Raw genomic sequence first — 22,858 nt, 5'->3', positions numbered from 1 at the left:
ATACTTTTCCTTTGCCATTTTTTAAAATTCCTATGAACCAGATATAGAAAAACGCTCGCAGATGGAAGAAGCTGGAGCGGGCAGCGGGAATCGAACCCGTATCACAAGCTTGGAAGGCTTGGGTAATAACCATTATACGATGCCCGCAAAATCTTTTGAAGTATAAAACCCGGAGATACTGTGGGATGGTGGAGGGGGAAGGATTCGAACCTTCGAAGGCAGAGCCGGCAGATTTACAGTCTGATCCCTTTGGCCACTCGGGAACCCCTCCAATGCTAGCCCGTCTCCGGACCAACCGCTTCAGAATATGGAGTTAAATCTCCTGAAGCGGTGCACATGATAAGGTGTTTTAATAACCTTTGCAAGCTTTTTTTTAATTTTTTTTTAATTTATCGTAAAAAAACTTAAAAATCATTATAAAAAATCTGAAAATTCAATATGATACCTAAAAATGTACGCTTTTCTGAATTTTCTGTTCCTCAAAGCCCTTTTTAATAAAGCATCTTTGCCCGATATGTTAAAATAGCGCCCAAAATCTTCGATATAAGCTTAAAAAACCGATTTTGCCGATTAAGGATACTAAATCGCGGAGTTTTTGATGTCAGATCCGAATTTATCTTCTCCTTTTTTTGAGTTTTCTCCTCAAAAGTGGGCTTCTTTTGCCCATTCCTCTGACCGGCTGACATTAACTGAAGCAGATATTTCAAGATGTCTTGCCTTTAACGACCGCATATCCCTTGATGACGTGCGCAATATTTATCTGCCCTTATCCAGACTCATTTACCTTTATTTCATATCAAGGCACGACCGATCCACGGTAATTCAACAGTTTTTGGGCAAATCTATGGAAACCGCGCCTTTTATCATATCCATTTCAGGATCGGTATCCGTAGGTAAAACTACTACGGCAAGACTTTTGCATGAACTTTTAAAAGCCTGGCCCAGCAAGCCTAAAGTTTCCTTAATTACTACCGACGGCTTTTTGTACCCTAACGCCGAGCTTGAAAAACGCGGGATCATGAATCAAAAAGGCTTTCCCGTCTCTTATGACGTAAAGCGCCTCATGAAGTTTTTGTGTCAGGTCAAAGACGGCATTCCCAAGCTTAAAGTTCCCGTCTATTCGCATCTTACTTACGATGTCGTTCCGGATAAATTCACAATCGTCGACCGTCCGGATATTCTCATCATCGAAGGCGTTAACGTGCTGCAGAACGGAGCTGACTACCCAGAAATCCGCAACCGCGTGTTTATTTCCGATTTTATCGACTTTTCCATTTATGTGGATGCCGAGGAGGAATATCTGATTAAATGGTATGTCGACCGCTTCCTGAAATTAAGAGAAAACACCTTTGACGACCCAAGCTGCTACTTCCACCGCTACGCACATATGCCTGAGTCGGAAGCAATAAGCCTTGCCAAGATGATTTGGCAGGCGGTAAATCATGTCAATCTTATAAAAAACATTCTGCCGTGCCGCAACCGCGCCAACTTAATTTTAAGAAAAGGTGCGGAACATAAAATAGAAAGCATTCTCTTGCGTAAATAATCTTACAAAAACTCAACATGCCCGGCTTTAACGGAGTGCAATATACCGTCTGCATTTAAAAGCAGTGCTCCGCTTTCATCAATGCCTATGCAAGTGCCTCTTGTCTTATTAACATCATCATTTACCAGAATTTTTTTACCCAGCAAATAATCATAATACGGCCATTTTTCCTTAAAAGCGGCAAAACCGTCATTCTTATAGACAAAGCATGCCTGACGGATTGCGCTTATCAGCGTATAGGCCACAAAGTTTCTGTGCGCTTTATGGGGATTGATGTCAGCAAGCGTCAAAATTTCCCTTTTTTGCAAAGCTAATGATCCGTCCTCAAAAGGAAAAACGTTCATCCCTATCCCGATCACGGCTCCGACATTTTCATGCCGTACTACGCTTTCAATTAAAATGCCCGCAATCTTGGCGTTTTTAAAATACAGATCGTTGGGCCACTTAACCTTTATTCCGAAAAAGCCGGCTTTTTCAAGCTCACTTGCGACGTTTAATCCTACCGCAAGCGGCAATGCACTCAACTCAATGTCCCGATCAAAAAAAGCCGCACATGACAATAAAACCTGACAACCAAGAGAGCCGGACCATTTACGTCCGCGCCTGCCCCTGCCTTGGGTCTGAATTTCGGCAAGAAGAGCATCACCGTCAGTATAAGAGTCTATATTTCTTAAAATTTCAGAGTTAGTTGAATCGATTTCAGGAAGAACGCAAACCCGGCCTTTACCTTTGCTTTTTCTAAATAGCAAATCCTCATCAAGCGGCTCATAGGAACGTAATATACTGATTTTTTCATCATTTACGCAGGCACCGAAAACCAAAGATTTTAAGTCAGAACAAATAATCTCAAACTCTTTTTCATTAACGCAGAGAAGTTCAAGACATTCTTTTTTTGTCAAAGAATGATTCTCAGCAAGCGACAAATGCTTTACAAGATTTAAAAGTTTTACAGATCTTGCCAAAAAACTTCCCCGTCTTTACCAATGAATCTGACCTCAGGATACAAATCAACCGCAAACTTCTCTTTTACCTTGGCACAAATATACTTGCCGAGGGAAATGATTTCACAAGGTCTTGCTCCGCCGCGATTTACCAAAACCAAGGCCTGATGCTCCCACGTTCCGGCATTTCCCTGAGTGATGCCGCGGCAGCCTGCTCTATCTATAAGCCAGCCTGCGGCTAATTTATAAAGTCCGTCTGCAAAAGGATAAACGGGAACATCCTGATATTGAGATTTAATTACCTCAACCGTATCTTTATCAACAATAGGATTTTTAAAGAAACTGCCGGCATTTCCTACTAATTTAGGATCAGGAAGCTTAGCGCTGCGCAAAGCAATAATTTTATCCCGTACGGCTTTAGCGCTTAACAAGCCTTCTTCTGCAATTCCCTTATACGTAAAATTAGGCGTAAAAGTATCGGGCAAAGAAAAATTTACATAAGTAATAAACCAGGATTTGGCAAGATCTTCTTTAAAAATCGAATGCCGGTAAGCAAAAAGGCAGTCTTTTTTTAAAAGTTTGCCTGCTTTTTTAGTACTTAAATCAAAAAACTCTACTGACTCAATATAATCGCCGATTTCCGCACCGTAAGCACCGACGTTTTGTACCGGAGCGGCCCCGACGGTTCCGGGGACTGCCGATAAATTCTCAAGTCCGTACGCGCCCTTAGCAACAAGTTCACTTATAAGAGAATCAAGCAGAATACCGCCGCCAGCTCTTACTTTATAAAAATTACCTTCATGCTTTATTTCAAGTGATTTAATGGCGTTAATCAGTACCGTACCTGAATAATCATCCACAAACAGGACATCGGAGCCCGAGCCTAAAATCAGATATTTATCGGTATCAAGCTTAGCTAAGTCTTCTGCGGTATTGATGAAAAGGCCGTTTTGCGCCTTAACTTTCATCTTAAAGGTATTATGCCTTTCTAAATCAAACATTGCCTTTAATTCTTTCAATAGAGCCGCCTAAACCGCGAACTTTACGTTCAATATGCTCATAACCGCGATCCATATGATAAATACGATCGACTATCGTAGTACCTTGAGCTACCAATCCGGCAATAACCAAGCTTGCGGAAGCGCGCAAATCGGTCGCCATGACTTGGGCCCCTTTTAGCATCGGACGTCCTGAAATAAATGCCGTATTACCCGCAATCTTAATCTGCGCGCCCATACGGTTTAACTCCGGAATATGCATAAAGCGGTTTTCAAAAATAGTTTCAGTAACCTTGCTTTCGCCTTCGGCAAGAGCGTTTAACACGGTAAACTGTGCCTGCATATCGGTAGGGAACCCGGGGTGCGGAGCGGTAATAATATCCACAGGTTTAATCCTGCGGTTTGTCATATCAAGCAAAATGCTGTTGCCGTCAATTTCTACATAAGCGCCGGCAAGACGCAGCTTAGCTAAAACCGGATCTAAATCATCAGGCTTGGTATTGCGGCAAATGACGCGGCCGCGAGTTGCCATACCGGCAATAAGATAAGTTCCCGCCTCAATACGATCAGCTACGATTGAGTGTTCACCGCCATGAAGTTTTTTTACGCCTTCAATTACGATCTTATCACTGCCGTCGCCTGTCACCTTAGCGCCCATCATGCGCAGACAGTCCGCCAAATCGACGATTTCCGGTTCACGGGCGGCATTTGCGATAACGGTAGTGCCTTCAGCAAGTGCTGCAGCCATCATCAAATTTTCAGTGCCGGTTACGGAAACTTTTTCCATTAAAATTTCGGCACCGCGCAAACGTCCGCCTGCAGGAGCTACTGCATGAATATAACCTTCGTTAAGCTCAATCTGAGCTCCCATCGACTGCAGACCTTTTATATGCAAATCTACAGGCCGGGCACCTATGGCGCAGCCGCCCGGCAAAGAAACAGAAGACTCGCCTAAGAATGCGGTCAGGGGCCCCAAAGCCATAATGGAGGCGCGCATGGTTTTTACTAAATCATAAGGAGCCACATTGGAGGTAACGGCGCCTTCAACGGCAAACACACCGTCTTCAATCTTGGTACACTTTTTACCTAAAATTTCAAGCAGCTTAAAACTGGTATTTACATCTCTAAGATCGGGGACATTTTTAAGCACGATTTTTTCATCGGTTAACATCGTGCATAACAAAATCGGAAGCGCCGCATTTTTTGCACCTGAAATAGTAACTTCACCGTTTAAGGCCTTGCCGCCTTCGATTTTGAATTTATCCACACTAAAATCCTATAAATATCAAAAAAACAAGCGTGCTTATTTTATGCTTTTTTATGAATTTTTTTCAAAAAAAGCATAAAGTTATTTAACAAAAAATTAAGCAAAAATTTACCATTTATACGGAGTTATTTGATATACGTAATAATTGAGCCAATTACCGAATAACAGCGACGCATGAGATCTCCAAACACAAGAAGGAATTTGTGTCGGATCGTCATGCGGAAAATAATTTTCTGGCAGTTTCGGATCTTTTCCCGCTGCCAAATCACGCCGGTACTCATCGGATAAAGTTGTTGCGTCATACTCAGGGTGCCCGGTCACGAAAACCTGTCTTCTGTCGGGAGTTGCGGCAAGAAACATGCCGGTAATTTCAGAATCGGCCAAAATCTCCAAATCAGTATGCTTTCTTATTACATCCGAAGGAAAATCGATAAAACGCGAATGCGGAGCTAAAAAGGTATCGTCAAAGCCCCTTATTAAAGGATTAAGGCTTTGTGCGGTATGATGCAGGAAAACTCCCGATAATTTTTCTTTACGGTTAATTAAAGGCAGGTCATAGAAAATTTTAAGACCGGCAGCCACACCCCAGCAGGAAAACAAGGTCGAAGTAACATGCTCTTTTGACCACGTGATGATCTTTTCCAATTTGTCCCAATAAGTCACATCGGAAAAATCTATTTGATCAAGAGGAGCTCCGGTGATAATCATGCCGTCATAATTGCGTCCTTCTATTTCCTCAAAATCTTTATAAAAGGTATCAAGATGCGGCTGCGGAGTGTTTTTGGAAATATGCTTATCTACTCTTAATAAATCAATATTTACCTGCAGCGGCGTATTCGACAATTTACGCATGTACTGAATTTCCGTCGCAATTTTTTTGGGCATCAGATTTAAAAAAAGTAAAGTTAGCGGACGAATGTCCTGATGCGTTGCCCTTTCTTCCGTCATCACGAATATTTGCTCGCCGGCCAATACTGAAGCTGCCGGCAAGCCGTTTGGAATATTTATCGGCATAAACAACCCCGAAACAACAATTATTATTTTTCTCAAAAATCTTTCTCATTATAAGGCTCTTTGCCTCATCCTTCGTGACTTTTGCTAAACTTAACAGGCAACAAGGAGTTTTTATGAAAGTTGAAATTATTTCCACCGGCGACGAGGTCTTAACCGGATTTATAACCGACACCAACGTATCCTGGCTTTGCCAGGAGCTGTTAAGTCTCGGCATACAGCCGACATTGCGCCATACGGTGGGAGATAATCTTAGCGATATAGAAAATCTGCTTAAAGAAAGAAGCCGGCACTGCGATTTACTGTTGGTGAACGGCGGTTTAGGCCCCACTTCGGATGACAACACCACGGAAGCTGCCGCCCGCGCTGCAGGCGTAAAACAGGTATTAAACGAATATTGGTATAAGCGTCTTGAAGAGTGGCACCAAAAACGCGGACGCGTTATGCCTAAAACCAATATAAAACAGGCCATGCTCCCCGAAGGATCCGTTATGATTGACAATCAAAACGGTACGGCCTGCGGCTTTTATTTAAAAATAAATAACGCCGTCTGCATGTTTACTCCGGGTGTCCCGTCAGAATTTAAGAGTATGTACCAGACCGGTATCAAGCCTTATCTTTTAGAGCACTTTGCCAAACACCAAGTCACTAAAGTAAAAAGACTTTTCCTTTTCGGCATCTCGGAATCATTGCTCGGACAACTTGTCGAAAAAGAGCATTTTGCTCAAAGCATAGTTATCGGTTACCGAGCCGCCTACCCGCTTTTGGAATTAAAAGTAATCGAAACCAACGCTACCGTTGAAGAAGAAAATGCCGCGCTTTGTACTCTAAGAAAAATCGTTAAGAATTATCTTATCTGTGAAGATGACTTTAATCTTGCATCTAGAATTGCCCAACTTTTAAATAACGAAAAATGCGCTATTTTCGATAATGTTACCGCAGGTCTTTTCAGTCTTGAACTTTATGCCGATGTGCCGATTATCTGCTCATTAAGCTCAACTCTTCCTTTAACTGCCACACTCAAGGAAGAATTTGCACAAACCGATGCCCGCTATTTCATAAGCCTTGAGCACCAGGATGATGATTCCGTTGTGTTTACCTTAAAAGACTTTGCTACTAAAAAAGAAAATAAAATCCGTTATAAATTAAGCGTAACTCTTAAAGACAAAAAGAAAGCCGCCTATTCTTTGACCGCTCAGGCATGGATCTATCATCTTCTGGAAAAAATCGAGCCTTTGCTTCCCGATAATAGCGAAAGGAGCATTTTAAAATGAAATTAAGCATCATAATCCTTACTCGCAATGAAGCAAAAAATTTAAAGGACTGCATTGCCTCAACAGCAGATCTGGCCGATGAAATTATCGTTATAGACGGCGAAAGTACCGATAACACTGTAGAAGTGGCAAAAAGTCTTAATGCCAAAGTTGTTATTTTCGACAAATGGCAAGGCTACGGCCCGCGCAGGCAGGATGCACAAAAACATGCCGGCGGTGAATGGATTTTGCATCTTGACGCGGATGAACGTTTAACCCCGCAGCTTGTCGAGCTTATAAAAAACGAACTGAGTAAAGCTTCTGGCAATGAGATTTTCGCTATTCCGCGTGCCACTTACCTTTTATCTCATCGTATAAATCATTGCGGCTGGTATCCTGACTATGTGCTGCGTCTTTATAAAAACTCCTATACCCATTATGACGATGCGCTGGTTCATGAAAAGCTTGAAGTTCCTAAAAATGCAAAAATCATTTATTTAAAGGAGCCGATGATCCATTATTCCTATCGTACTCTTGAGCAATACTTTGACAAACAAAAAACTTACGAGCTTGCTTTTGGCGAAAATAAATTCAAAAAAGGGAAAAAAGTAAATCTCTTATCAATTCCTTTTAGAGCCCTATTCGGTTTCATACGCATTTACTTTATAAAAAAAGGATTTTTGGACGGAAAAATCGGATTGTGGCTTGCCATCTCGGTTGCCGCCTACGTGACGAATAAATATCTGGCTCTTTATATGGCTCAAAATAATGAAAAGCTTAAATAATTCAGCTAAAAATTGAGATAAAAAACTCTTTTTTGCTTTTAAGCTCAAAGAAGGATATTTTCATCATTACTCTCTTCAAAATCAAAAAGCCTCTTAAGCTAGAGGCCCGGATTAAAAAGTTTTACTAGCAGTTAAACTGATGGAATACCTTTGCGATTGCCTGCCAGCGACCATCTAGTTTGATAAAGGTCAGAAAATCATTGTAATCAGCACCGATGGCATCTTTTTCCATATCAATACGTACTACTGCTGTAGTCGGAGTAATGGCTAAAACATCAATATGAGTCTTGATGTCAGTTGCATTGCCGTTCTGCCGAACAAAATCATAAAGATTGCTGATAGGTCCTCCCAATAAGGTTGTGCCGTTCGAGAGACCGTACATCACAGCATCCTTATGAAAAGCTTTAGCAACAAGATCCGCGTCTCCGGATTTTAAGCCGTCAACGTAATACTTAGCTGCCGTAATTACTGCGTCGTACTCTTTAACCGAAACAATTTTGGTGTTATCACATTTGCAGTCATTCATTTTTAACTCCTTAATTAATATGTAATGATCGCTACATAATTAATTTTATAACGATCACTACATTAAAACAAGCGTTTTTATAACTTCTGTTAAAATAATTAGCAAAGATTAAACATTAAAAAATTTGATCATCCGCAGATAACAAACTATGAGTGACAATACTACCCTCGTCTCCGCCAAAGGTAAGGGCCGTCCGCGCTCCTTTGATCGAGATACTGCCTTAATGACTGCATTGCGCATTTTCTGGAAGTTAGGCTATGAACCGGCATCCGTGTCCATACTGTGTAAAGCAATGGAGATCAATCCTCCAAGCTTTTACGCAGCTTTTAAAAGCAAGGAAATGCTCTTTTTAGAGGCTATCACTTTCTATGAGAAACGCTACTGGACTCCTCTTTTAACTGCTTTTGAAAATTCTGACGCACCTTTAAAGCCGCTTTTAAGAGATTTCTTTAATAAAGCGGCAGCGATCCTCTTAAACCCTGAAACCCCGAGCGGTTGCATGGTAGTTTTAGCGGCAATAAACATTGCGCCTAAAGAAGAGCGGATTGCAGCAGTTGTAAAAGAACTTCGTCAACAAACCAGGGATGTCTTTGCCAGACGTCTTCAAAAGTCATTAGATAAAGGTGAACTTTATCCGAATGCCAAACTTGCATCCCTTGCCGACACGTTTAATATCATGTTGGAAGGCATGTCTATTCAGGCTAAGGATGCAATGCCGCTTAAGGACTTACAAGAAGCAGCGAAGCTTATTCCCAATCTGATAGATCCATACATCAAAGATCCTCAATGAAAAGCTCTTCGTCCTCTGTCTCTTGAAAACTCAAAGAAACAAGCAGGTCGTACCGTGTAGTCTGAGAAATCAGTGTAAGTGTAAATACCGCAGGATATTTAGGTACTCTTTTACTTTGACAGACAATACCGAATAAAGATCCACTAGCTAACCACTTTATTTTAAAAGTGGTTGCTCAATAAATGCAGTTTTGCGCACAAATGCAAAATCAATAAATTTTTTCATGCGCACACCCTATCCCTTTTGTGAGTAAATTCACAAAATTAACCTAAACTTTAAAATTAAGATAATACAGTATTTATTTTGTTAAAAATAAGTTAATTTATTGAAATATAAATATTATTTACTATAGATCATTATCTTTTAATTTAAATAAATATTAATTTTGTATACTTTTTAGTTAATTTAATGAATTTTTAACCTAAATTTAATTCCTATAATCTCCCCGTACAAACCCAAGACCACTCTTAAAGGCGCCGTTAAGAGTCGATTAAAAATTACTTGAAGGTATCAATCATGAGATTAAAGTTTTTAATCGAATATAAAGCCCATTGGGGACAGGAATTATTCATTAAAATTCTCAAACCCAAAGAACTGTCAATTCCTTTAACCTGCAGTGAAGATAAAAACTGGCACGGTTTTATCGATCTTAACGACGACGCTTTTTCTTTTATTGAATATATCTATGAAGTTAAAGCTAAAAACCGGATTGTAAGAAGCGAAGGACTGCGTTTTAGCCATAAGCTCTCTTTAAATATTGAAGACAAAGAAGCTGTAGTTGTCGACAGCTGGAGAGATAAGCTTAATGACTCTTTTTTATATACGGATGCTTTTAACAGTAAAAACGCTGTCTCTCCTGCAAACACTTTAAAACAATCTTTGAATTTACGCGCTTGGTGTCATCTTGACAATAACAGCGCCTTATTTATCACCGGAGACTGTAAAGCTCTTGGCAATTGGGATCCGCAAAAAGGCGTGGAACTCGTGCAGATAATGCCGAATTTCTTTAGCGCATCATTAGATAAAGACGATCTTCCTTCTTATTTTGAGTATAAATTTGCCGCAATTAATAAAGATAACGGTGAAATATTTTGGGAAATAGGTGCAAACCGTAATGCTTCCTTACAAAAGGGCATTTGCGAATATCCTCCTGAAAGTGAAGTTAAACTCTATCCTTTCTCCCACAAAATTGCCGGCACGGCTATTCCCGTATTTTCGCTAAAAAGCAGCGGCAGCTTCGGTGTCGGGGACTTCGGCGACCTGAAATTGTTTATTGACTGGGCCATACAAACCGGACAAAAGCTCGTTCAAATTCTGCCGATTAATGACACAACAATTACCGGAACTTGGACTGATTCTTATCCTTACAACAGTATCTCTATCTACGCCTTCCATCCTATGTATATAGATTTAAGGCAGGTAGGCGAGCTTAAAAACACAAAATTAAACAACCGCTTTAAAAAATTGCAAAACAAGCTCAATGCTCTTGATACTATTGACTATGAAGCCGTAAATAAAGCCAAACGTGAATATTTACGCTGCTCCTATGATGAGAGCGGTCTTAAGATTTTAAGCTCTTTAAAATTTAAAGAATTTTTCAAGCGCAATCAATCATGGCTTGTTCCCTATGTGGCTTTTTCATACTTAAGAGATAAATACGCTACTGCGGATTTTAAGCGCTGGAAAGAGCATAAGTACGATCCTGCTGAAATTGCGGCATTATGCGATGAAAAGTCTGAAACATATAAAGACATCGCTTTTTATTACTATATTCAGTACCTGCTGCATATTCAGTTAAGTGCCGTAAGTAATTACGCCAAAGCACACAATATTATCTTAAAAGGCGATATTCCTATCGGCATCAGCCGCAGCAGCGTTGAAGCCTGGGTGGAACCTTTTTACTTTAATATGGAAAGCCAAGCCGGAGCACCTCCCGATCCTTTTGCCAAAGACGGACAAAACTGGGGGTTCCCTACTTATAATTGGGAAAGAATGGAGCAAGACGGTTATGCCTGGTGGCTTAAGCGCTTTAATAAAATGTCCGAATATTTCGGTGCCTACCGGATTGATCATATTTTAGGCTTTTTCCGTATATGGGATATTCCGACGCATGCCGTACGCGGACTTTTAGGCAACTTCGTTCCATCTTTACCGCTTTCAGTCGAAGAAATCGAAAGCTACGGGCTTAAATTCCAGTACGATTTCATGACCCGTCCTTTTATTAATGAAGATCTGTTAAATCGTTTATTCGATGAAGACGCAGATCTGGTTAAGAAAAAATTTGTCCGTCATCTGCATCATGATATTTACGGGCTAAACGAAGAATTCTTAACCGAACGTCAGGTGCAGGCGTACTTTAAAGATAAAAACGATGCAAAAAGTCTCAAACTGCGTGACGGACTTTATTCTCTTATAAGTGACGTTTTGTTTATTCCGGATAGAAATCGGCCCAACCTTTATCACCCGCGCATCGCCGTTTTGGATGATTATATCTTCTCACGCTTACTGCCTGCTGAAAAAGAAGCGTTTACCCGTCTTTATAACGACTACTATTACAAACGCCATAATGAATTCTGGTACCAAGAGGCAATGAAAAAATTGCCGGTGCTCGTCAACTCTACCACGATGCTGACTTGCGGAGAAGATTTAGGCATGGTTCCAGACTGCGTCCCTTGGGTCATGCGCAATCTTGACATCTTAAGTCTTGAAATTGAGCGTATGCCAAAAGAGCCGGGAACTTTGTTCAACAACACAAAAACATATCCGGTTTTATCCGTATGTACCAGCGGCACCCATGATATGGCGACATTGCGCGGATGGTGGAAAGAAGATCCTGCCTTAAGCCAGTCGTACTTTAATAATGTACTGCATCATGAAGGCAAAGCTCCGCAAGAACTCTCCGGACCGCTTTGTGAAGAAATCGTCTTAAAACAGCTTCAAAGTCCTTCACTATTATGTGTATTGCCTTTGCAGGATTGGTTGTCTGTAGATGAAAATCTGCGCTGTGCCGATATTGATAAAGAACGAATCAATGTTCCGGCAATTCCCCGTTACTACTGGCGTTACCGCATGCATCTTACCTTGGAAGAATTGCTTTTAAGTACCGGATTTAATAACAAAATTTCAGCATTAATCTCCAAAGCCGGGAGGAATTAATCATGAATTCTATGCCTGATTTAAGTTTTTCAAAATTATGGAATATCAGTTTCGGATTTTTTGGAATTCAAATAGCTTATGCTCTGCAAAGTGCTAACATCAGCAGAATTTTCTCAACATTAGGTGCCGATCCGCACAGTCTTAGCTACTTTTGGATCCTTCCGCCTTTAATGGGAATCATCGTTCAGCCTATTGTCGGTATATTCAGCGACAAAACCTGGACACGCTTTGGCAGACGCATCCCTTACCTTTTTATCGGAGCCGTTGTCGCCGTATTCGTCATGTTTATGCTGCCTAATGCCGGCAGTTTCGGTATGAGCGTGCAAACCGCAATGATTTTCGGTCTTGCTTCCTTAATGTTCCTTGACACCTCCATCAATATGGCAATGCAGCCTTTTAAAATGATGGTAGGAGATATGGTAAACGAAAAGCAAAAAGGTCTTGCTTACTCGATTCAAAGCTTTTTGTGCAACGCCGGCAGCCTTGCAGGTTACTTATTCCCGTTTATCTTTGCCATGATAGGAATAAGCAACGTCGCTCCCCAAGGAGTGATCCCCGATTCGGTCATTTACTCTTTCTACATCGGCGCCGTGATTTTAATTCTGTGCGTTATTTATACAACCCTTAAAGTCAAAGAGTATCCGCCGCAAATTTATAACCTTTATCATGAAATCAAAGAGGAGGAATCTTCTCAAAAAGCAGGAATTTTAAAACTGCTTGTCAACGCTCCTACAACCTTCTGGACCGTAGGAATAATCCAATTCTTCTGCTGGATGGCCTTTATGTTCATGTGGACATACACCAACGGTTCAATTGCGCTTAACAGTTTTGACGCTCCGGTAATAAATACCGTTATTGACGGCGAGAATCGCCTTGTCCTCAACTCTCAATCGGAGGAATACCAGGAAGCTGCCAACTGGGTCGGGATCCTCTTTGCCGTACAGGCAATCGGCTCGGTATTATGGTCAACCGTCATTCCGCTGTTTAAGAAAATAACCGGTGCTTATGTTTTCAGTCTTATTTTAGGCGGCATCGGCTTTATGTCGGTATCCTATATTCACGATAAATATATGTTATTTATATCTTTCCTGCTTATAGGCTGTGCCTGGGCGGCAATGCTCGCTATCCCTTTTACTCTTCTTACCAATTCCTTAAAAGGCGGCCATTTAGGCACCTACCTCGGCTTATTCAACGGCACTATTTGTGTTCCGCAAATTGTAGCGGCATCGCTTGGCGGACTTATTCTAAAAGCCCTGACGGAAGAAGGATGTGTTGCACCTGAGGTAGAAATGCTTTTTCTTGCCGGAATATTCCTAATAATCGGAGCTCTATGCGTTTCTTTTATTAAAATTAATAAAAACTAACCGCCTGCTGCCTGTTTTTAAACAGGCAGCTGCTATAAAGACAAAGAGAATAAAATGGTTCAAACCCCAAGCAAAGATTTAAAAGAAAAAGTCCGCCACGGAACCGAAATCTTTCCTATGGCTGGATACCTTTGGCATCAAGAACCTTTTCCCGAAAGAGTCCATCTGCATTGGCATCCTGAAATTGAAATGATCCGTGTCTTGAAGGGGAGCTGCGATCTGCAGATAAATTTTACCGAGGTAAAACTTACTGCTCCGTGTATTCTCATTATTCCTGCCAATATGCTGCACGGATTGTATTTGCCTACAAACTGCAGCGAAGAAGCTCTTTTGTTTAACGCTTCCTCCGTTGCCTTGTCTTCATATGACGAAGTGGAAAATGAAATTCTTGAGTCTTTGGCAACGGGGAATATGCCGCTTCCACCGATAATCACGCTAAAAGATAAAATCTTTACCAAGATTAATGCATTAATTGAAGATGCCTTAAATTTCGTGTTCGATCAAAGTCCTGCTTCTCGGCTTAAAACCAAAGCAAGAGTGCTTGAGATCTTGTCTATTTGTTACGAAACCGGATATTTAAGCCGTAAAGAGCTTAAAATTAAAAGCCACACTAAAGATAATCAGCAAAAACTAAAACAGTTATTAACCTATATTGATAACCATTACGCAGGTCCAATTACGATCAGCGATGCCGCAGCACAAATTGAAGTTACCAATCAATATTTCTGCCGCTTCTTTAAAAAGGCAACCGGTATGAGCTTTACCGAATACTTAAATGACCTAAGGCTGCGTCATGCCGCAATCGAGCTTTCCCAAGGAACGGCCAATATTGCCGATGTTGCTTATAACAACGGTTTTGAGAACACCGGTTATTTCTTTAGAGTATTTAAAGCCAAATACCAAATAACTCCGCTGCAATACCGCAAACAATTTCAGTAACAAAAGTAAAAAAACTTAACCAAGAGATCAAGCAATTAATATCCCTTATTGCCTATTAGTCGTGCTTTAAATTTTTAAGGCTAAAACATAAATCTAAAGGATCATTTAGGTTAAATGAAGAAAAACCCAGACCTGTATAAAAATTTTTTACTTTATCATTTTTGGCTCTCACCAATAAAAATTTTACCCCGATTGGAGATTCGCATACCCACTCCATAGCCTTGTAAATCAACAATCTACCTATTCCACGATGTTGAAATTGTTTGTCTACAGCGAGTCTTCCCAACAAAACTCCCGGCTCATATCGATACGGCGTTGCTGCGTTTTCTGACTGAATAAGATACGCACTTAAAGTAAAAAGCCTAAAACCAATCCTTGTTCAACCGCAACATGGCATTTTGCTAATCCTTTTCGTTCATCTTGCTTTGCATATTTATAAAAATAATCGTTTAAAGTCTGATTACCGCAATCAAATTCTTTTCTTTTGATTTTAGGTATTTCATTTAGCGGTAACCACTCAATCACAGTACACCTCTTTTTTCTAATTCTCTTGCATTCTGGATTAGCTTTTTCATTTCGTCAGTTAACGGTTCTTTTACTTTTGCATATTCTTGAAGCCGTCTAAAATCATCTTCGGACAACTCAACTTTGTTTGCTACTTTTAAAGAGCCTACATACTCAGATCCCGACTGAATAGGATCTAATGTTAATTTAAAAGGTATACCCTTATTAATAATAAACTGTCTTAAAAGAACTTTTACGACCGTGGACAAATCCATACCCAGACCAGACGCAATATCCTGCGCAGCTTTCTTTTCTTCATTATTTATCCGTACTGAGATTAAAGAACTTTCCATTTTGTCCTCACATATCATGCTTCTAAATATATATTACACATACATTGTTAAACAATAAAGGAGATTAATATAACATTTAACATACATTAAGAATCATATATAAGTTGTCATCGTGAAAACAGGATCACTATACAATTTTTGACCGTTTACCTCTTTTAATAAGGCGCAAATAAAAAAATCTGCGCCTTAGATATTAAGACAAATGAGAAATTTTAAAGTTATTTGTTTACAGTTTTCATCGATAGTTGGGCAAAACGCTCTTTTGCCGCCTGAACGTGCCTAAAATCAACTTTTTCAAGTAAAGGATCAATGAGGAAAAAAGTTAATTTCTTTCCGTCGGCATAAAAAGACGGCTCTTTTAAATACGCAAGAAAAGGCTCATCTTCATCCAAAGTATAGCGGCGTTTTAATTTCTGCAATTTACTGTTTAGACTCATACGCTTTCTGAGCTCATCAATTCCTTGTTTAGTGGACTTTTTCATGTCAAGGACGCGAGCTACTGCATTTTGATCTAAAACGGAAGACACAAACGCCACATTACCGTCTAACTTAAACAAGGTATAGTCATCTGCTATAAGACTGCTTAAAAAAGCATACTTTTCCCCTGTTTCTCTGACGGAAAAAACCAGGGCTGCAAAAGGGACAAAATACTCATCCCCGTCATAAATCACGCAGCGTCCGTACTTTAAACGCGCGATGAAGGTTTGAAGAAAGGACGCTAAAACCATCGTTCCGTGTTTAGCGTCCTTCTTATCAATAACAGTTATCTGCATACCTAAATAACCGTTAAAATTACGCACTGTACGACAAAGAATGCGATAAGAACATAACCTATCTTATCCATCTTTCCCGGAACAACGTAGTAGCCGCTTGAATCTTTTTCAGCGATTTTCTTTTCCATAGCAAGTCTTACTACATTATTTATCGTAAGTTCACTGCCTACTAAGGTACGATTGACGCTGTGATTTTCCAAGATCTGAAAGCTCAGACCATCCTTGCCTGCAAACTGCTCTTTGAAAAGATGTGTTATGCCAAAGATTATGTGCATAAAGATTACTTTGCCAAACTTGAAATAGTGATGCAGGAAAATCTTAATTACTTTAATTAATAACAACCATTTACTGCTAAATGCTTGCTTAATAACGGCAACATTATCTGCTTGTCAGACTATCTTTACCTTGAGTTTTAATCTTGTTGACTGTAGCATACAGTAAGCACCATCAGCATTTAGCAACAAAATGAAAAAGATTATTTGGCTCTTTAATCTCTTAGCAGCAAGCCTAATATTTAGCGCCTGCAGCCAAACAGCCGGCAACACCGGTACGGTGTATGTTGTCTCCACCAACGACATGCACGCCAACGTCCTCAATTACGATAGCGGTATTGATTTAGCTTTAGTTTCAGGACTTAAACAACAATATGACGCGCTGCTTTTTGACGCAGGCGATGCTCTGCAGGGCGCTCCTCTTGCCATTTTGTCCGACGGTGACGACGTTCTTTCTTTAATGAAGACCGCAGGCTATGATGCGATGGCACTTGGCAACCATGAGTTTGACTACGGACAGGAAAAATTACTTGAGCATGCTGCAAATGCCGGTTTTTTAACTTTGTGTTCCAATGTTTTAAAAGAAAATGAAGAACTGCTTAGTTCTCTTTCCCTCTCCAATAAAGGATGTTACGCCGTTTTTGAAAAAAACGGATATAAAATCGGTGTTTTTGCTTTAACCACCAGGCAAACCTTACAATCAACCGATAATAGATTACTTTTAGGCATTAAGTTTAAAGATGAAATCGCCAGCGCCAAAGAAATACTTGATAGATTGCGTCCTTTTAACCTTGACGCCGTTATTTTGCTCGCGCACTTAGGCTGCGATGATGCCCCGTGCACATCAGAAGAACTGGCACAGGCGCTTACAGGAAAATACCAAGATGAACTAGATCTCATCATTGACGGTCACAGTCATCAGGAATATGTAAAGAAAGTAAACGGCGTTACCATTTCCCAAACCGGCAGCCGGCTTAATAAAGTGGGTCTAAATACGCTTAACTTTAATGATCAAAAATCTGCGCCGCAAGTAACTGCTGCATTATTGTCTTATGAAGATCTTATAGACATGAAAATTGTGCCTGACGGTAAAACCAAAGATCTTGAACAACAATTACAACAAAAACAAAGTAAATTTCTGCAGCAGGAAATTGCCTCCTTGCCCTTTACACTGTATGGCGGCGAGCAATACGGGATCGATTTATCACGCGTAAGCGAAACACAGGCCGGCGATCTTGCAGCCGATGCCATTATGTACGCGCTAAAGAGTAAAATACCTGCTGATTTTCTAAAGTATCCTGCTGTTGCGATTCAAAACGGCGGTAATATCAGGGTTAATCTAGGACCGGGACCTATAACTTATGCAAACACCCTATACCTTGAGCCGTTTTTAAATACTCTTATATGTAAGCTTGTAAGTCCCAAAATCTTATATGAAATGTTTGAACATTCTTATCGTTACTTAAACGATCTGACTGCTGCAGGTACTTTGCAAAACGTTAAAGAGACCGGAGGATTTTTACAGATCTCAGGATTAAAGATAATTCTTGAGCCAAACGGCAAACAAAAAGTTAAAGCGATATTTCTTGACGGAGAAAAGACCGCCCTGTCCCGTAACGACACCAAAAGACAGATTATGCTTGCCGGTAACGATTTTATTCTCTCGGGATCTGACGGCTACACCATGCTAAAGGACATACCTACGCTTACTGAATTTAGCGATGAGCAGGAAGCTCTCATATCCTACCTTAAACACCTTAAGAAGACCGACGGTTTTACGCGCTATCAAAAAACGCAACAGCGCATCACTTTCACTCCGCTGCCCAAAAACGTCAATGCTTACGTAAACATACGTAATTTTAAACAGCTAGGTAACAATCTAAAATTACATTGCAGTATTGACGGCGAAAAAATTTTCCCTTGTCAGGCAGATCAAGCCGGACTTTTGAAGCTTACACTTACACCCGGCAGTCATATTCTGAAAATCATCAATGCTGCTGATGAAATCTACCTCAACACGATTCTAGGTATCGGCATCAAAAAGAACTCGGACTTAAGTAAAATACCTGTTGTGGACTTAATTAACTAAAAAGGAAAAAGCATGCGCCGCAAAGATCGTGAAATTACCGACACAAATGAAATCATCAAGATCGTTTCAGAGTGCGATGTTCTGCATCTTGGGATGTGCGATAACGGTAAGCCCTATGTGGTACCGGTAAATTTCGGATTCACATATGAAAACGAAACATTCACCTTTTACATTCACGGCGCGGCAAGCGGCAAGAAAATCGATATTTTAAAAAACAGTCCGCAAGTTTTTTTACAATTAGACTGCAGACATGAGGTTATTTTAGGATCGCAGCAAAAGCCATGCGCCTTCAGCTTTGCTTATGCAAGCATCATGGCTGAAAGCCGCGCACAATTTATTGAAGATCCTGAGGAAAAAAGAGCTACCTTAAACATCATCATAAAACATTGTGCTAAAACAGAAGACAATTTTACCTTTCCGTCGCCGATGCTCAAGAAAACCTGCGTTATTGCCTTTAAAGCAGAAAATCTTAGCGCCAAAGCACACAGTATTAACTAAATTGGTCTTTACCCCACCAATTTGGAATCAATGTACCTAAGGCAACTGCAGCCCTACTTTCATAGTCAATCAAAACTTCGATATTGGGACTGTCTTTTGACAGCTGCATCATTAGCTCACGACACGATCCGCAGGGCATGATGATCTCACCGTCGGCTTTTAAAGCCAAAATTTTAGTGATCTCGCTTTCACCATTGGTTATCATGGTACTAATTGCATTTCGTTCAGCACACATGCCAAGAGAGCATGCCGTATCAATGCAAACACCAGTATAAATATTTCCCTTTACCGTCATTAAGGCTGCAGCAACCGGACCTGCAACAATAAAGGGCGAAGCATCGCGCTTTGTCTGAATGCTTCTTGCGGCAAAATAAAGCCGATCCCAAGAACTGTCATACCAAGCTAAAGCCTTTTGTTCATGCTCTTTAACAAAGTTATCTTTACCGTCACAATAACCGTTAATATCGTAAGGAAACTTATCTGCCAGATCTTTTTTTAGTTTTGCATATTCAGTGCAAACATCTTTATGGGTACGCAAATAATCCCTAAAGGCTAAATGTCTTATAATTTCATCTAAATTGTCATGTTTAAAAACATGAATTTGATGGGTCCGTTCATCTCCGCCTTTTCTTAAATAGCGCCTGCCTTTAATTCCGAACTCACCTAAATATTCATAACCGAGGTTTTCAAATTCTGTTTGTTTAGCATCAACCAAAGACAAATCACGAACTACAACCAAAATATCAATTATCGGTTTTGCATCCAAACTCTTAACTGAGGTACTGCCGATATGAAAAACGCCAAAACAATCATTTTTTAAAATTGCTTCTATCTTTTGTTTTTCATCCTTAAACTTCAAGTTCCAAACAGGATCATAAGAAACTACTGTAATGTGCTGCGGCATTGATACCCCTAATCCTTAACAAAAAGTACAAGCAGCGTCCATGAAAGACACCTTTAGCGACTTTACTTTAGCAAAGAGAAAAAATCATTTATAAGTGCAATTTTCAAATGAGCTTTTGAGCAACTAAAAATTGAACCTGCAAGCAACACCGTAAACAACACGAATCTCTACAATGCCTTTATAGTTAAAGATAATCAGATAAATAAGGAAGCAATATGGACAAAAAATTAGCTGTTATAGTCGGGGTCGGACCGTTGCTCGGAAAGCATTTAGGCCTTGAATTTGCCTCACTCGGTTTTGACGTAGTATTAATTGCACGTAATGAAGTTTCACTAAAAAGGTTTAAACAAGAGTTTGATGAACGTAAATATAACGCTTACATCTATACGGCCGACTGCTCGGATTTTTTAAGTCTGGATAAAACCTTTGACTTAATTGTAAAAGAGCACGGAATTCCTAATGTCTTTATTTATAACACCGGAATTACTACCGCCGATCCTCAGCATTTAACATCAACCGATCTTGAAAGACATTTCAGGGTCGATACTGCAGCTGCCTATCATTTGTCAGCAAAACTGATTAACGATCCTAGGTTTAAGGCAATTCACGGAACCTTACTCTTTACAGGCGGTGGACTTGCTACAGCACCAAGTGCTCAATACCTTCCTTTATCTATGGATAAAGCAGCTTTACGCGCTATGGCTTATGCCCTTAATGAAAGCTTAAAGAAAGACGGGATCTATGTCGGAACCGTCACCGTTTGTGATGTCATAGGTAAAAATAGTTATTACGCACCTGAAAATATTGCCCGTGATTTCTACAAGCTCTATGAAACCCGTTCTCAAGTTGAAATAGTTCATTAATTTATAAGGACACAAATATGCAAAAACGTAAAATCGGAAATCTTGAGGTCTCTGCTATCGGCATGGGCTGTATGGGATTCACTCATGCATATGGCGAAGGCCCTGAAGAAAAAGAAGCCATTGCTCTTGTTCACGAAGCTTTTGATTTAGGCTGTAATTTTTTTGATATGTCACAAATGTATTCGTATTTTAAAAACGAGGAATTCGTCGGAAAAGCTTTAAAAAATTTACCAAGAGACCAAGTAGTAATTTCAGATAAATTTTGGCCCAGCAAATTACCAGGAGAAGATTTTCCAGATGACAAATTAAGCGAAAAAGGCTTGAGAACAACTTTAGAAAAATCATTAAAACTATTGCAAACCGACTATATAGACATTTATACCGAGCATCAAATGGCAAGTGACAGCCTTGAAGAAGTTGCCTATATCATGGGGAAATTTATTCAGGAAGGAAAAATTCGTGCATGGGGCTTATCTTCACCTACGGCTGAAGAAATTAAAACTGCTCATGCCGTGACGCCGCTTGCTGCCGTTCAAAGCGAATACTCCATTATGGAGCGCAAGTGGGAACAGGACGTAATCCCCTTATGTAGAGAATTAAATATTGGGTTTGTAGCTTTCTCACCGATGGCCAACGGATTTTTGTCTGGGAAATATACTCCCGGGGCAAAATATGAAGGAGATGACGTAAGACGATTCATTTCAAGATTTGATCCGAAAATCATGCAGGCAAATCAGGTCGTTCTCAATTTAATTGAAAAAATCGCACAAGAAAAAGGCTGTACCAAAGCACAAGTAAGTTTAAGTTTCGTTTTAAAAGGCGGAGAGTTCATTGTGCCGATTCCCGGAATGCGTTCTAGTGATCGCGTAAAAGAAAATTTAGGAGCTGTTGATTTTCCTTTAACCGACTCTGAATATAAGAATCTTAAAGAGGCATTAAGTCATATAGAAATTTTAGGAAGCCGCAGCGGTCTTGATATTAAAAAATTAGGCACAGTCCCAGAAAACGTATCAGTTTAACTTTGTAATTATTAAAATAATGAGACTAAAACTCTACATTTAAGAGTCAATAAAAGGAGGAAGCAGTTATGCTTGAAGGATCAACTGCCATAAATTATTCAGGTATTGTATTTAGCTGCTTCCTTTTAGAAGATTACTTATTTGAAAACCGACTTGACACATCATCCCTCGTCTACAATTATTCGGGAGTAATCGACATTGAATATGACAAAAGAAAAGTCTCGGTTCCTGAAAAAAGCTTTGTTTTCTTACAACGCACCCACAAAGTAAAGATTTTAAAACATGCAGCAGAAAATCACCCGTACAAAGCAATAAGCATCCGCTTTGAGCGTAAATTTCTGCGTAAATACTTATCACTACTTGATGCAAAGAAGTTTCCCAAAGGCATAAAACCTTTTAATGAAGCGGCAATAATACTAAAACCTACGGCAGAACTAAAAAGTATATTTTCCGCACTGCTTCCTTATACTGAAAGCACCAGCATCCCGCGAGAACGTGTCATAAATAATCTAAGAAATGAAGCTATCGAGACCTTACTGCTTACGGACAATAGATTTTATCCGAGTCTTTTTGATTTCAGTTCACCGTACAAAATCGATCTTCTATCTTTTATGGAAAACAATTTTTCCGAAGATCTTTCAATTAAAGAGTTCGCTAATTACACCGCAAGATCGCTTTCTACATTCAAACGCGATTTTGCCAAAATTAGTGAAACAACACCTGAAAGATGGCTCATGGAAAAACGCTTGGAAAAGGCCTACGATCTTTTAGCAAAAAAAGAATATCCTCCTTCAAAAGTTTACTTGGAAGTAGGATTTAAAAACCGCACACATTTTGCAAAGGCTTTTAAAGATCGCTTCGGAAAAACACCAAGCGCAGTAATGAATCAATTGAAATAATTGTTAAATGTAGTGCACAGAAACAAAAAAAGCAGCTATTAAGCTGCTTTCTTTATTGATTTATATTGTCGTGAAGTGGCGGAACGGACGGGAATCGAACCCGCGACC

The 22,858-nt window shown here is 40.0% G+C and carries 24 protein-coding genes and 2 tRNA genes; 13 read left to right on the top strand and 13 right to left on the bottom strand.

What is annotated here, in order from left to right; all coding sequences use genetic code 11:
- Nucleotides 1–72 precede the first annotated feature (72 nt).
- Together HMPREF9444_RS02040 and HMPREF9444_RS02035 are read right to left on the bottom strand one after the other, a co-directional pair.
- A tRNA-Gly gene (locus tag HMPREF9444_RS02040) sits at nt 73–147 on the bottom strand.
- Between the two features lie 39 nt (nt 148–186).
- Nucleotides 187–271, bottom strand: a tRNA-Tyr gene (locus HMPREF9444_RS02035).
- A 327-nt stretch (nt 272–598) separates the two neighbouring features.
- Between HMPREF9444_RS02035 and coaA the strand changes: the two genes are divergently transcribed.
- Nucleotides 599–1,546 (top strand): type I pantothenate kinase, encoded by a 948-nt coding sequence (coaA, locus tag HMPREF9444_RS02030; protein ID WP_040909089.1) that lies wholly within the window; start codon nt 599–601, stop codon nt 1,544–1,546.
- 2 nt (nt 1,547–1,548) lie between these two features.
- Here coaA and HMPREF9444_RS02025 read toward each other — a convergent pair whose 3' ends face one another.
- The 4 genes from HMPREF9444_RS02025 to HMPREF9444_RS02010 all read right to left on the bottom strand — a co-directional run bounded on the left by HMPREF9444_RS02025 (nt 1,549) and on the right by HMPREF9444_RS02010 (nt 5,766).
- Nucleotides 1,549–2,508: a biotin--[acetyl-CoA-carboxylase] ligase gene (locus HMPREF9444_RS02025; protein ID WP_009142661.1), complete on the bottom strand. Its 960-nt coding sequence runs from the start codon at nt 2,506–2,508 to the stop codon at nt 1,549–1,551.
- The gene (gene murB, locus HMPREF9444_RS02020; protein WP_050778973.1) at nt 2,493–3,506 is read right to left on the bottom strand and encodes a UDP-N-acetylmuramate dehydrogenase; all 1,014 of its coding nucleotides are present in this window, start codon (nt 3,504–3,506) and stop codon (nt 2,493–2,495) included. The genes HMPREF9444_RS02025 and murB overlap by 16 nt, the downstream gene beginning before the upstream one ends.
- Entirely contained in the window at nt 3,481–4,752 is a 1,272-nt protein-coding gene (gene murA / locus HMPREF9444_RS02015) for a UDP-N-acetylglucosamine 1-carboxyvinyltransferase (RefSeq protein WP_009142659.1), read from the bottom strand. Before murA ends, murB begins: the two co-directional genes overlap by 26 nt.
- Before the next feature lie 108 nt (nt 4,753–4,860).
- A complete protein-coding gene (locus HMPREF9444_RS02010; RefSeq protein WP_009142658.1) occupies nt 4,861–5,766 on the bottom strand; it encodes a homoserine O-succinyltransferase in 906 nt (301 codons plus the stop codon).
- Nucleotides 5,767–5,879: 113 nt separating this feature from the next.
- On the opposite strand from HMPREF9444_RS02010, the gene HMPREF9444_RS02005 reads away from it, so the two are divergent.
- The gene (locus HMPREF9444_RS02005) at nt 5,880–7,037 is read left to right on the top strand and encodes a molybdopterin-binding protein (protein WP_050778972.1); all 1,158 of its coding nucleotides are present in this window, start codon (nt 5,880–5,882) and stop codon (nt 7,035–7,037) included.
- On the top strand, nt 7,034–7,801 hold the full coding sequence (locus HMPREF9444_RS02000) for a glycosyltransferase family 2 protein (protein WP_009142656.1): 768 nt from the start codon (nt 7,034–7,036) through the stop codon (nt 7,799–7,801). The genes HMPREF9444_RS02005 and HMPREF9444_RS02000 overlap by 4 nt, the downstream gene beginning before the upstream one ends.
- A 124-nt stretch (nt 7,802–7,925) precedes the next feature.
- Here HMPREF9444_RS02000 and HMPREF9444_RS01995 read toward each other — a convergent pair whose 3' ends face one another.
- On the bottom strand, nt 7,926–8,327 hold the full coding sequence (locus HMPREF9444_RS01995; protein WP_009142655.1) for a nuclear transport factor 2 family protein: 402 nt from the start codon (nt 8,325–8,327) through the stop codon (nt 7,926–7,928).
- Nucleotides 8,328–8,475: 148 nt separating this feature from the next.
- Between HMPREF9444_RS01995 and HMPREF9444_RS01990 the strand changes: the two genes are divergently transcribed.
- From HMPREF9444_RS01990 to HMPREF9444_RS01975, 4 genes are all read left to right on the top strand, one after another.
- The gene (locus HMPREF9444_RS01990) at nt 8,476–9,117 is read left to right on the top strand and encodes a TetR/AcrR family transcriptional regulator (RefSeq protein WP_009142654.1); all 642 of its coding nucleotides are present in this window, start codon (nt 8,476–8,478) and stop codon (nt 9,115–9,117) included.
- 516 nt (nt 9,118–9,633) lie between these two features.
- Nucleotides 9,634–12,273, top strand: coding sequence for a 4-alpha-glucanotransferase (locus tag HMPREF9444_RS01985; protein ID WP_009142653.1), 2,640 nt, complete (start codon nt 9,634–9,636; stop codon nt 12,271–12,273).
- Nucleotides 12,274–12,275: 2 nt separating this feature from the next.
- Entirely contained in the window at nt 12,276–13,637 is a 1,362-nt protein-coding gene (locus HMPREF9444_RS01980; protein WP_009142652.1) for an MFS transporter, read from the top strand.
- Nucleotides 13,638–13,691: 54 nt separating this feature from the next.
- Entirely contained in the window at nt 13,692–14,576 is an 885-nt protein-coding gene (locus HMPREF9444_RS01975; RefSeq protein ID WP_009142651.1) for an AraC family transcriptional regulator, read from the top strand.
- 55 nt (nt 14,577–14,631) lie between these two features.
- Here HMPREF9444_RS01975 and HMPREF9444_RS10720 read toward each other — a convergent pair whose 3' ends face one another.
- The 5 genes from HMPREF9444_RS10720 to HMPREF9444_RS10905 form a co-directional block, all read right to left on the bottom strand.
- The gene (locus HMPREF9444_RS10720) at nt 14,632–14,862 is read right to left on the bottom strand and encodes a GNAT family N-acetyltransferase (RefSeq protein WP_009142650.1); all 231 of its coding nucleotides are present in this window, start codon (nt 14,860–14,862) and stop codon (nt 14,632–14,634) included.
- Nucleotides 14,863–14,924: 62 nt separating this feature from the next.
- Nucleotides 14,925–15,101 (bottom strand): hypothetical protein, encoded by a 177-nt coding sequence (locus HMPREF9444_RS10910; protein WP_009142649.1) that lies wholly within the window; start codon nt 15,099–15,101, stop codon nt 14,925–14,927.
- A complete protein-coding gene (locus HMPREF9444_RS01965; protein WP_040909088.1) occupies nt 15,098–15,433 on the bottom strand; it encodes a type II toxin-antitoxin system RelB/DinJ family antitoxin in 336 nt (111 codons plus the stop codon). The genes HMPREF9444_RS10910 and HMPREF9444_RS01965 overlap by 4 nt, the downstream gene beginning before the upstream one ends.
- A 218-nt stretch (nt 15,434–15,651) precedes the next feature.
- Entirely contained in the window at nt 15,652–16,206 is a 555-nt protein-coding gene (locus HMPREF9444_RS01960) for a hypothetical protein (protein ID WP_009142647.1), read from the bottom strand.
- A 2-nt stretch (nt 16,207–16,208) separates the two neighbouring features.
- Nucleotides 16,209–16,406 carry a hypothetical protein gene (locus tag HMPREF9444_RS10905; protein WP_148514315.1) on the bottom strand — a complete coding sequence of 66 codons (198 nt, stop codon included), beginning with the start codon at nt 16,404–16,406 and terminating at the stop codon, nt 16,209–16,211.
- Here HMPREF9444_RS10905 and HMPREF9444_RS10900 point away from each other — a divergent pair.
- The 3 genes from HMPREF9444_RS10900 to HMPREF9444_RS01940 all read left to right on the top strand — a co-directional run bounded on the left by HMPREF9444_RS10900 (nt 16,395) and on the right by HMPREF9444_RS01940 (nt 19,065).
- Nucleotides 16,395–16,541: a hypothetical protein gene (locus tag HMPREF9444_RS10900; protein WP_156791212.1), complete on the top strand. Its 147-nt coding sequence runs from the start codon at nt 16,395–16,397 to the stop codon at nt 16,539–16,541. The genes HMPREF9444_RS10905 and HMPREF9444_RS10900 overlap by 12 nt on opposite strands.
- Nucleotides 16,542–16,671: 130 nt before the next feature.
- The gene (locus HMPREF9444_RS01945) at nt 16,672–18,567 is read left to right on the top strand and encodes a bifunctional metallophosphatase/5'-nucleotidase (RefSeq protein ID WP_083801097.1); all 1,896 of its coding nucleotides are present in this window, start codon (nt 16,672–16,674) and stop codon (nt 18,565–18,567) included.
- Nucleotides 18,568–18,579: 12 nt separating this feature from the next.
- Nucleotides 18,580–19,065, top strand: a complete 486-nt coding sequence (locus HMPREF9444_RS01940) for a pyridoxamine 5'-phosphate oxidase family protein (protein WP_009142643.1) — start codon at nt 18,580–18,582, stop codon at nt 19,063–19,065.
- Here the strand turns inward: HMPREF9444_RS01940 and HMPREF9444_RS01935 are convergent.
- Nucleotides 19,058–19,969, bottom strand: coding sequence for a GrpB family protein (locus tag HMPREF9444_RS01935; RefSeq protein ID WP_009142642.1), 912 nt, complete (start codon nt 19,967–19,969; stop codon nt 19,058–19,060). The genes HMPREF9444_RS01940 and HMPREF9444_RS01935 overlap by 8 nt on opposite strands.
- Nucleotides 19,970–20,184: 215 nt before the next feature.
- Between HMPREF9444_RS01935 and HMPREF9444_RS01930 the strand changes: the two genes are divergently transcribed.
- The 3 genes from HMPREF9444_RS01930 (at nt 20,185) to HMPREF9444_RS01920 (ending at nt 22,750) form a co-directional block, all read left to right on the top strand.
- Nucleotides 20,185–20,832: an SDR family NAD(P)-dependent oxidoreductase gene (locus HMPREF9444_RS01930; RefSeq protein ID WP_009142641.1), complete on the top strand. Its 648-nt coding sequence runs from the start codon at nt 20,185–20,187 to the stop codon at nt 20,830–20,832.
- Nucleotides 20,833–20,849: 17 nt separating this feature from the next.
- The gene (locus tag HMPREF9444_RS01925) at nt 20,850–21,851 is read left to right on the top strand and encodes an aldo/keto reductase (RefSeq protein WP_009142640.1); all 1,002 of its coding nucleotides are present in this window, start codon (nt 20,850–20,852) and stop codon (nt 21,849–21,851) included.
- A gap of 68 nt (nt 21,852–21,919) precedes the next feature.
- On the top strand, nt 21,920–22,750 hold the full coding sequence (locus tag HMPREF9444_RS01920; protein ID WP_009142639.1) for a helix-turn-helix domain-containing protein: 831 nt from the start codon (nt 21,920–21,922) through the stop codon (nt 22,748–22,750).
- Nucleotides 22,751–22,858 lie beyond the last annotated feature (108 nt).

Source organism: Succinatimonas hippei YIT 12066 (assembly GCF_000188195.1).
GTDB classification, from domain to species: domain Bacteria; phylum Pseudomonadota; class Gammaproteobacteria; order Enterobacterales; family Succinivibrionaceae; genus Succinatimonas; species Succinatimonas hippei.
The sequence above is the reverse complement of the archived record's forward strand: the minus strand, read 5'-3'. Positions and strand labels throughout refer to the sequence as shown.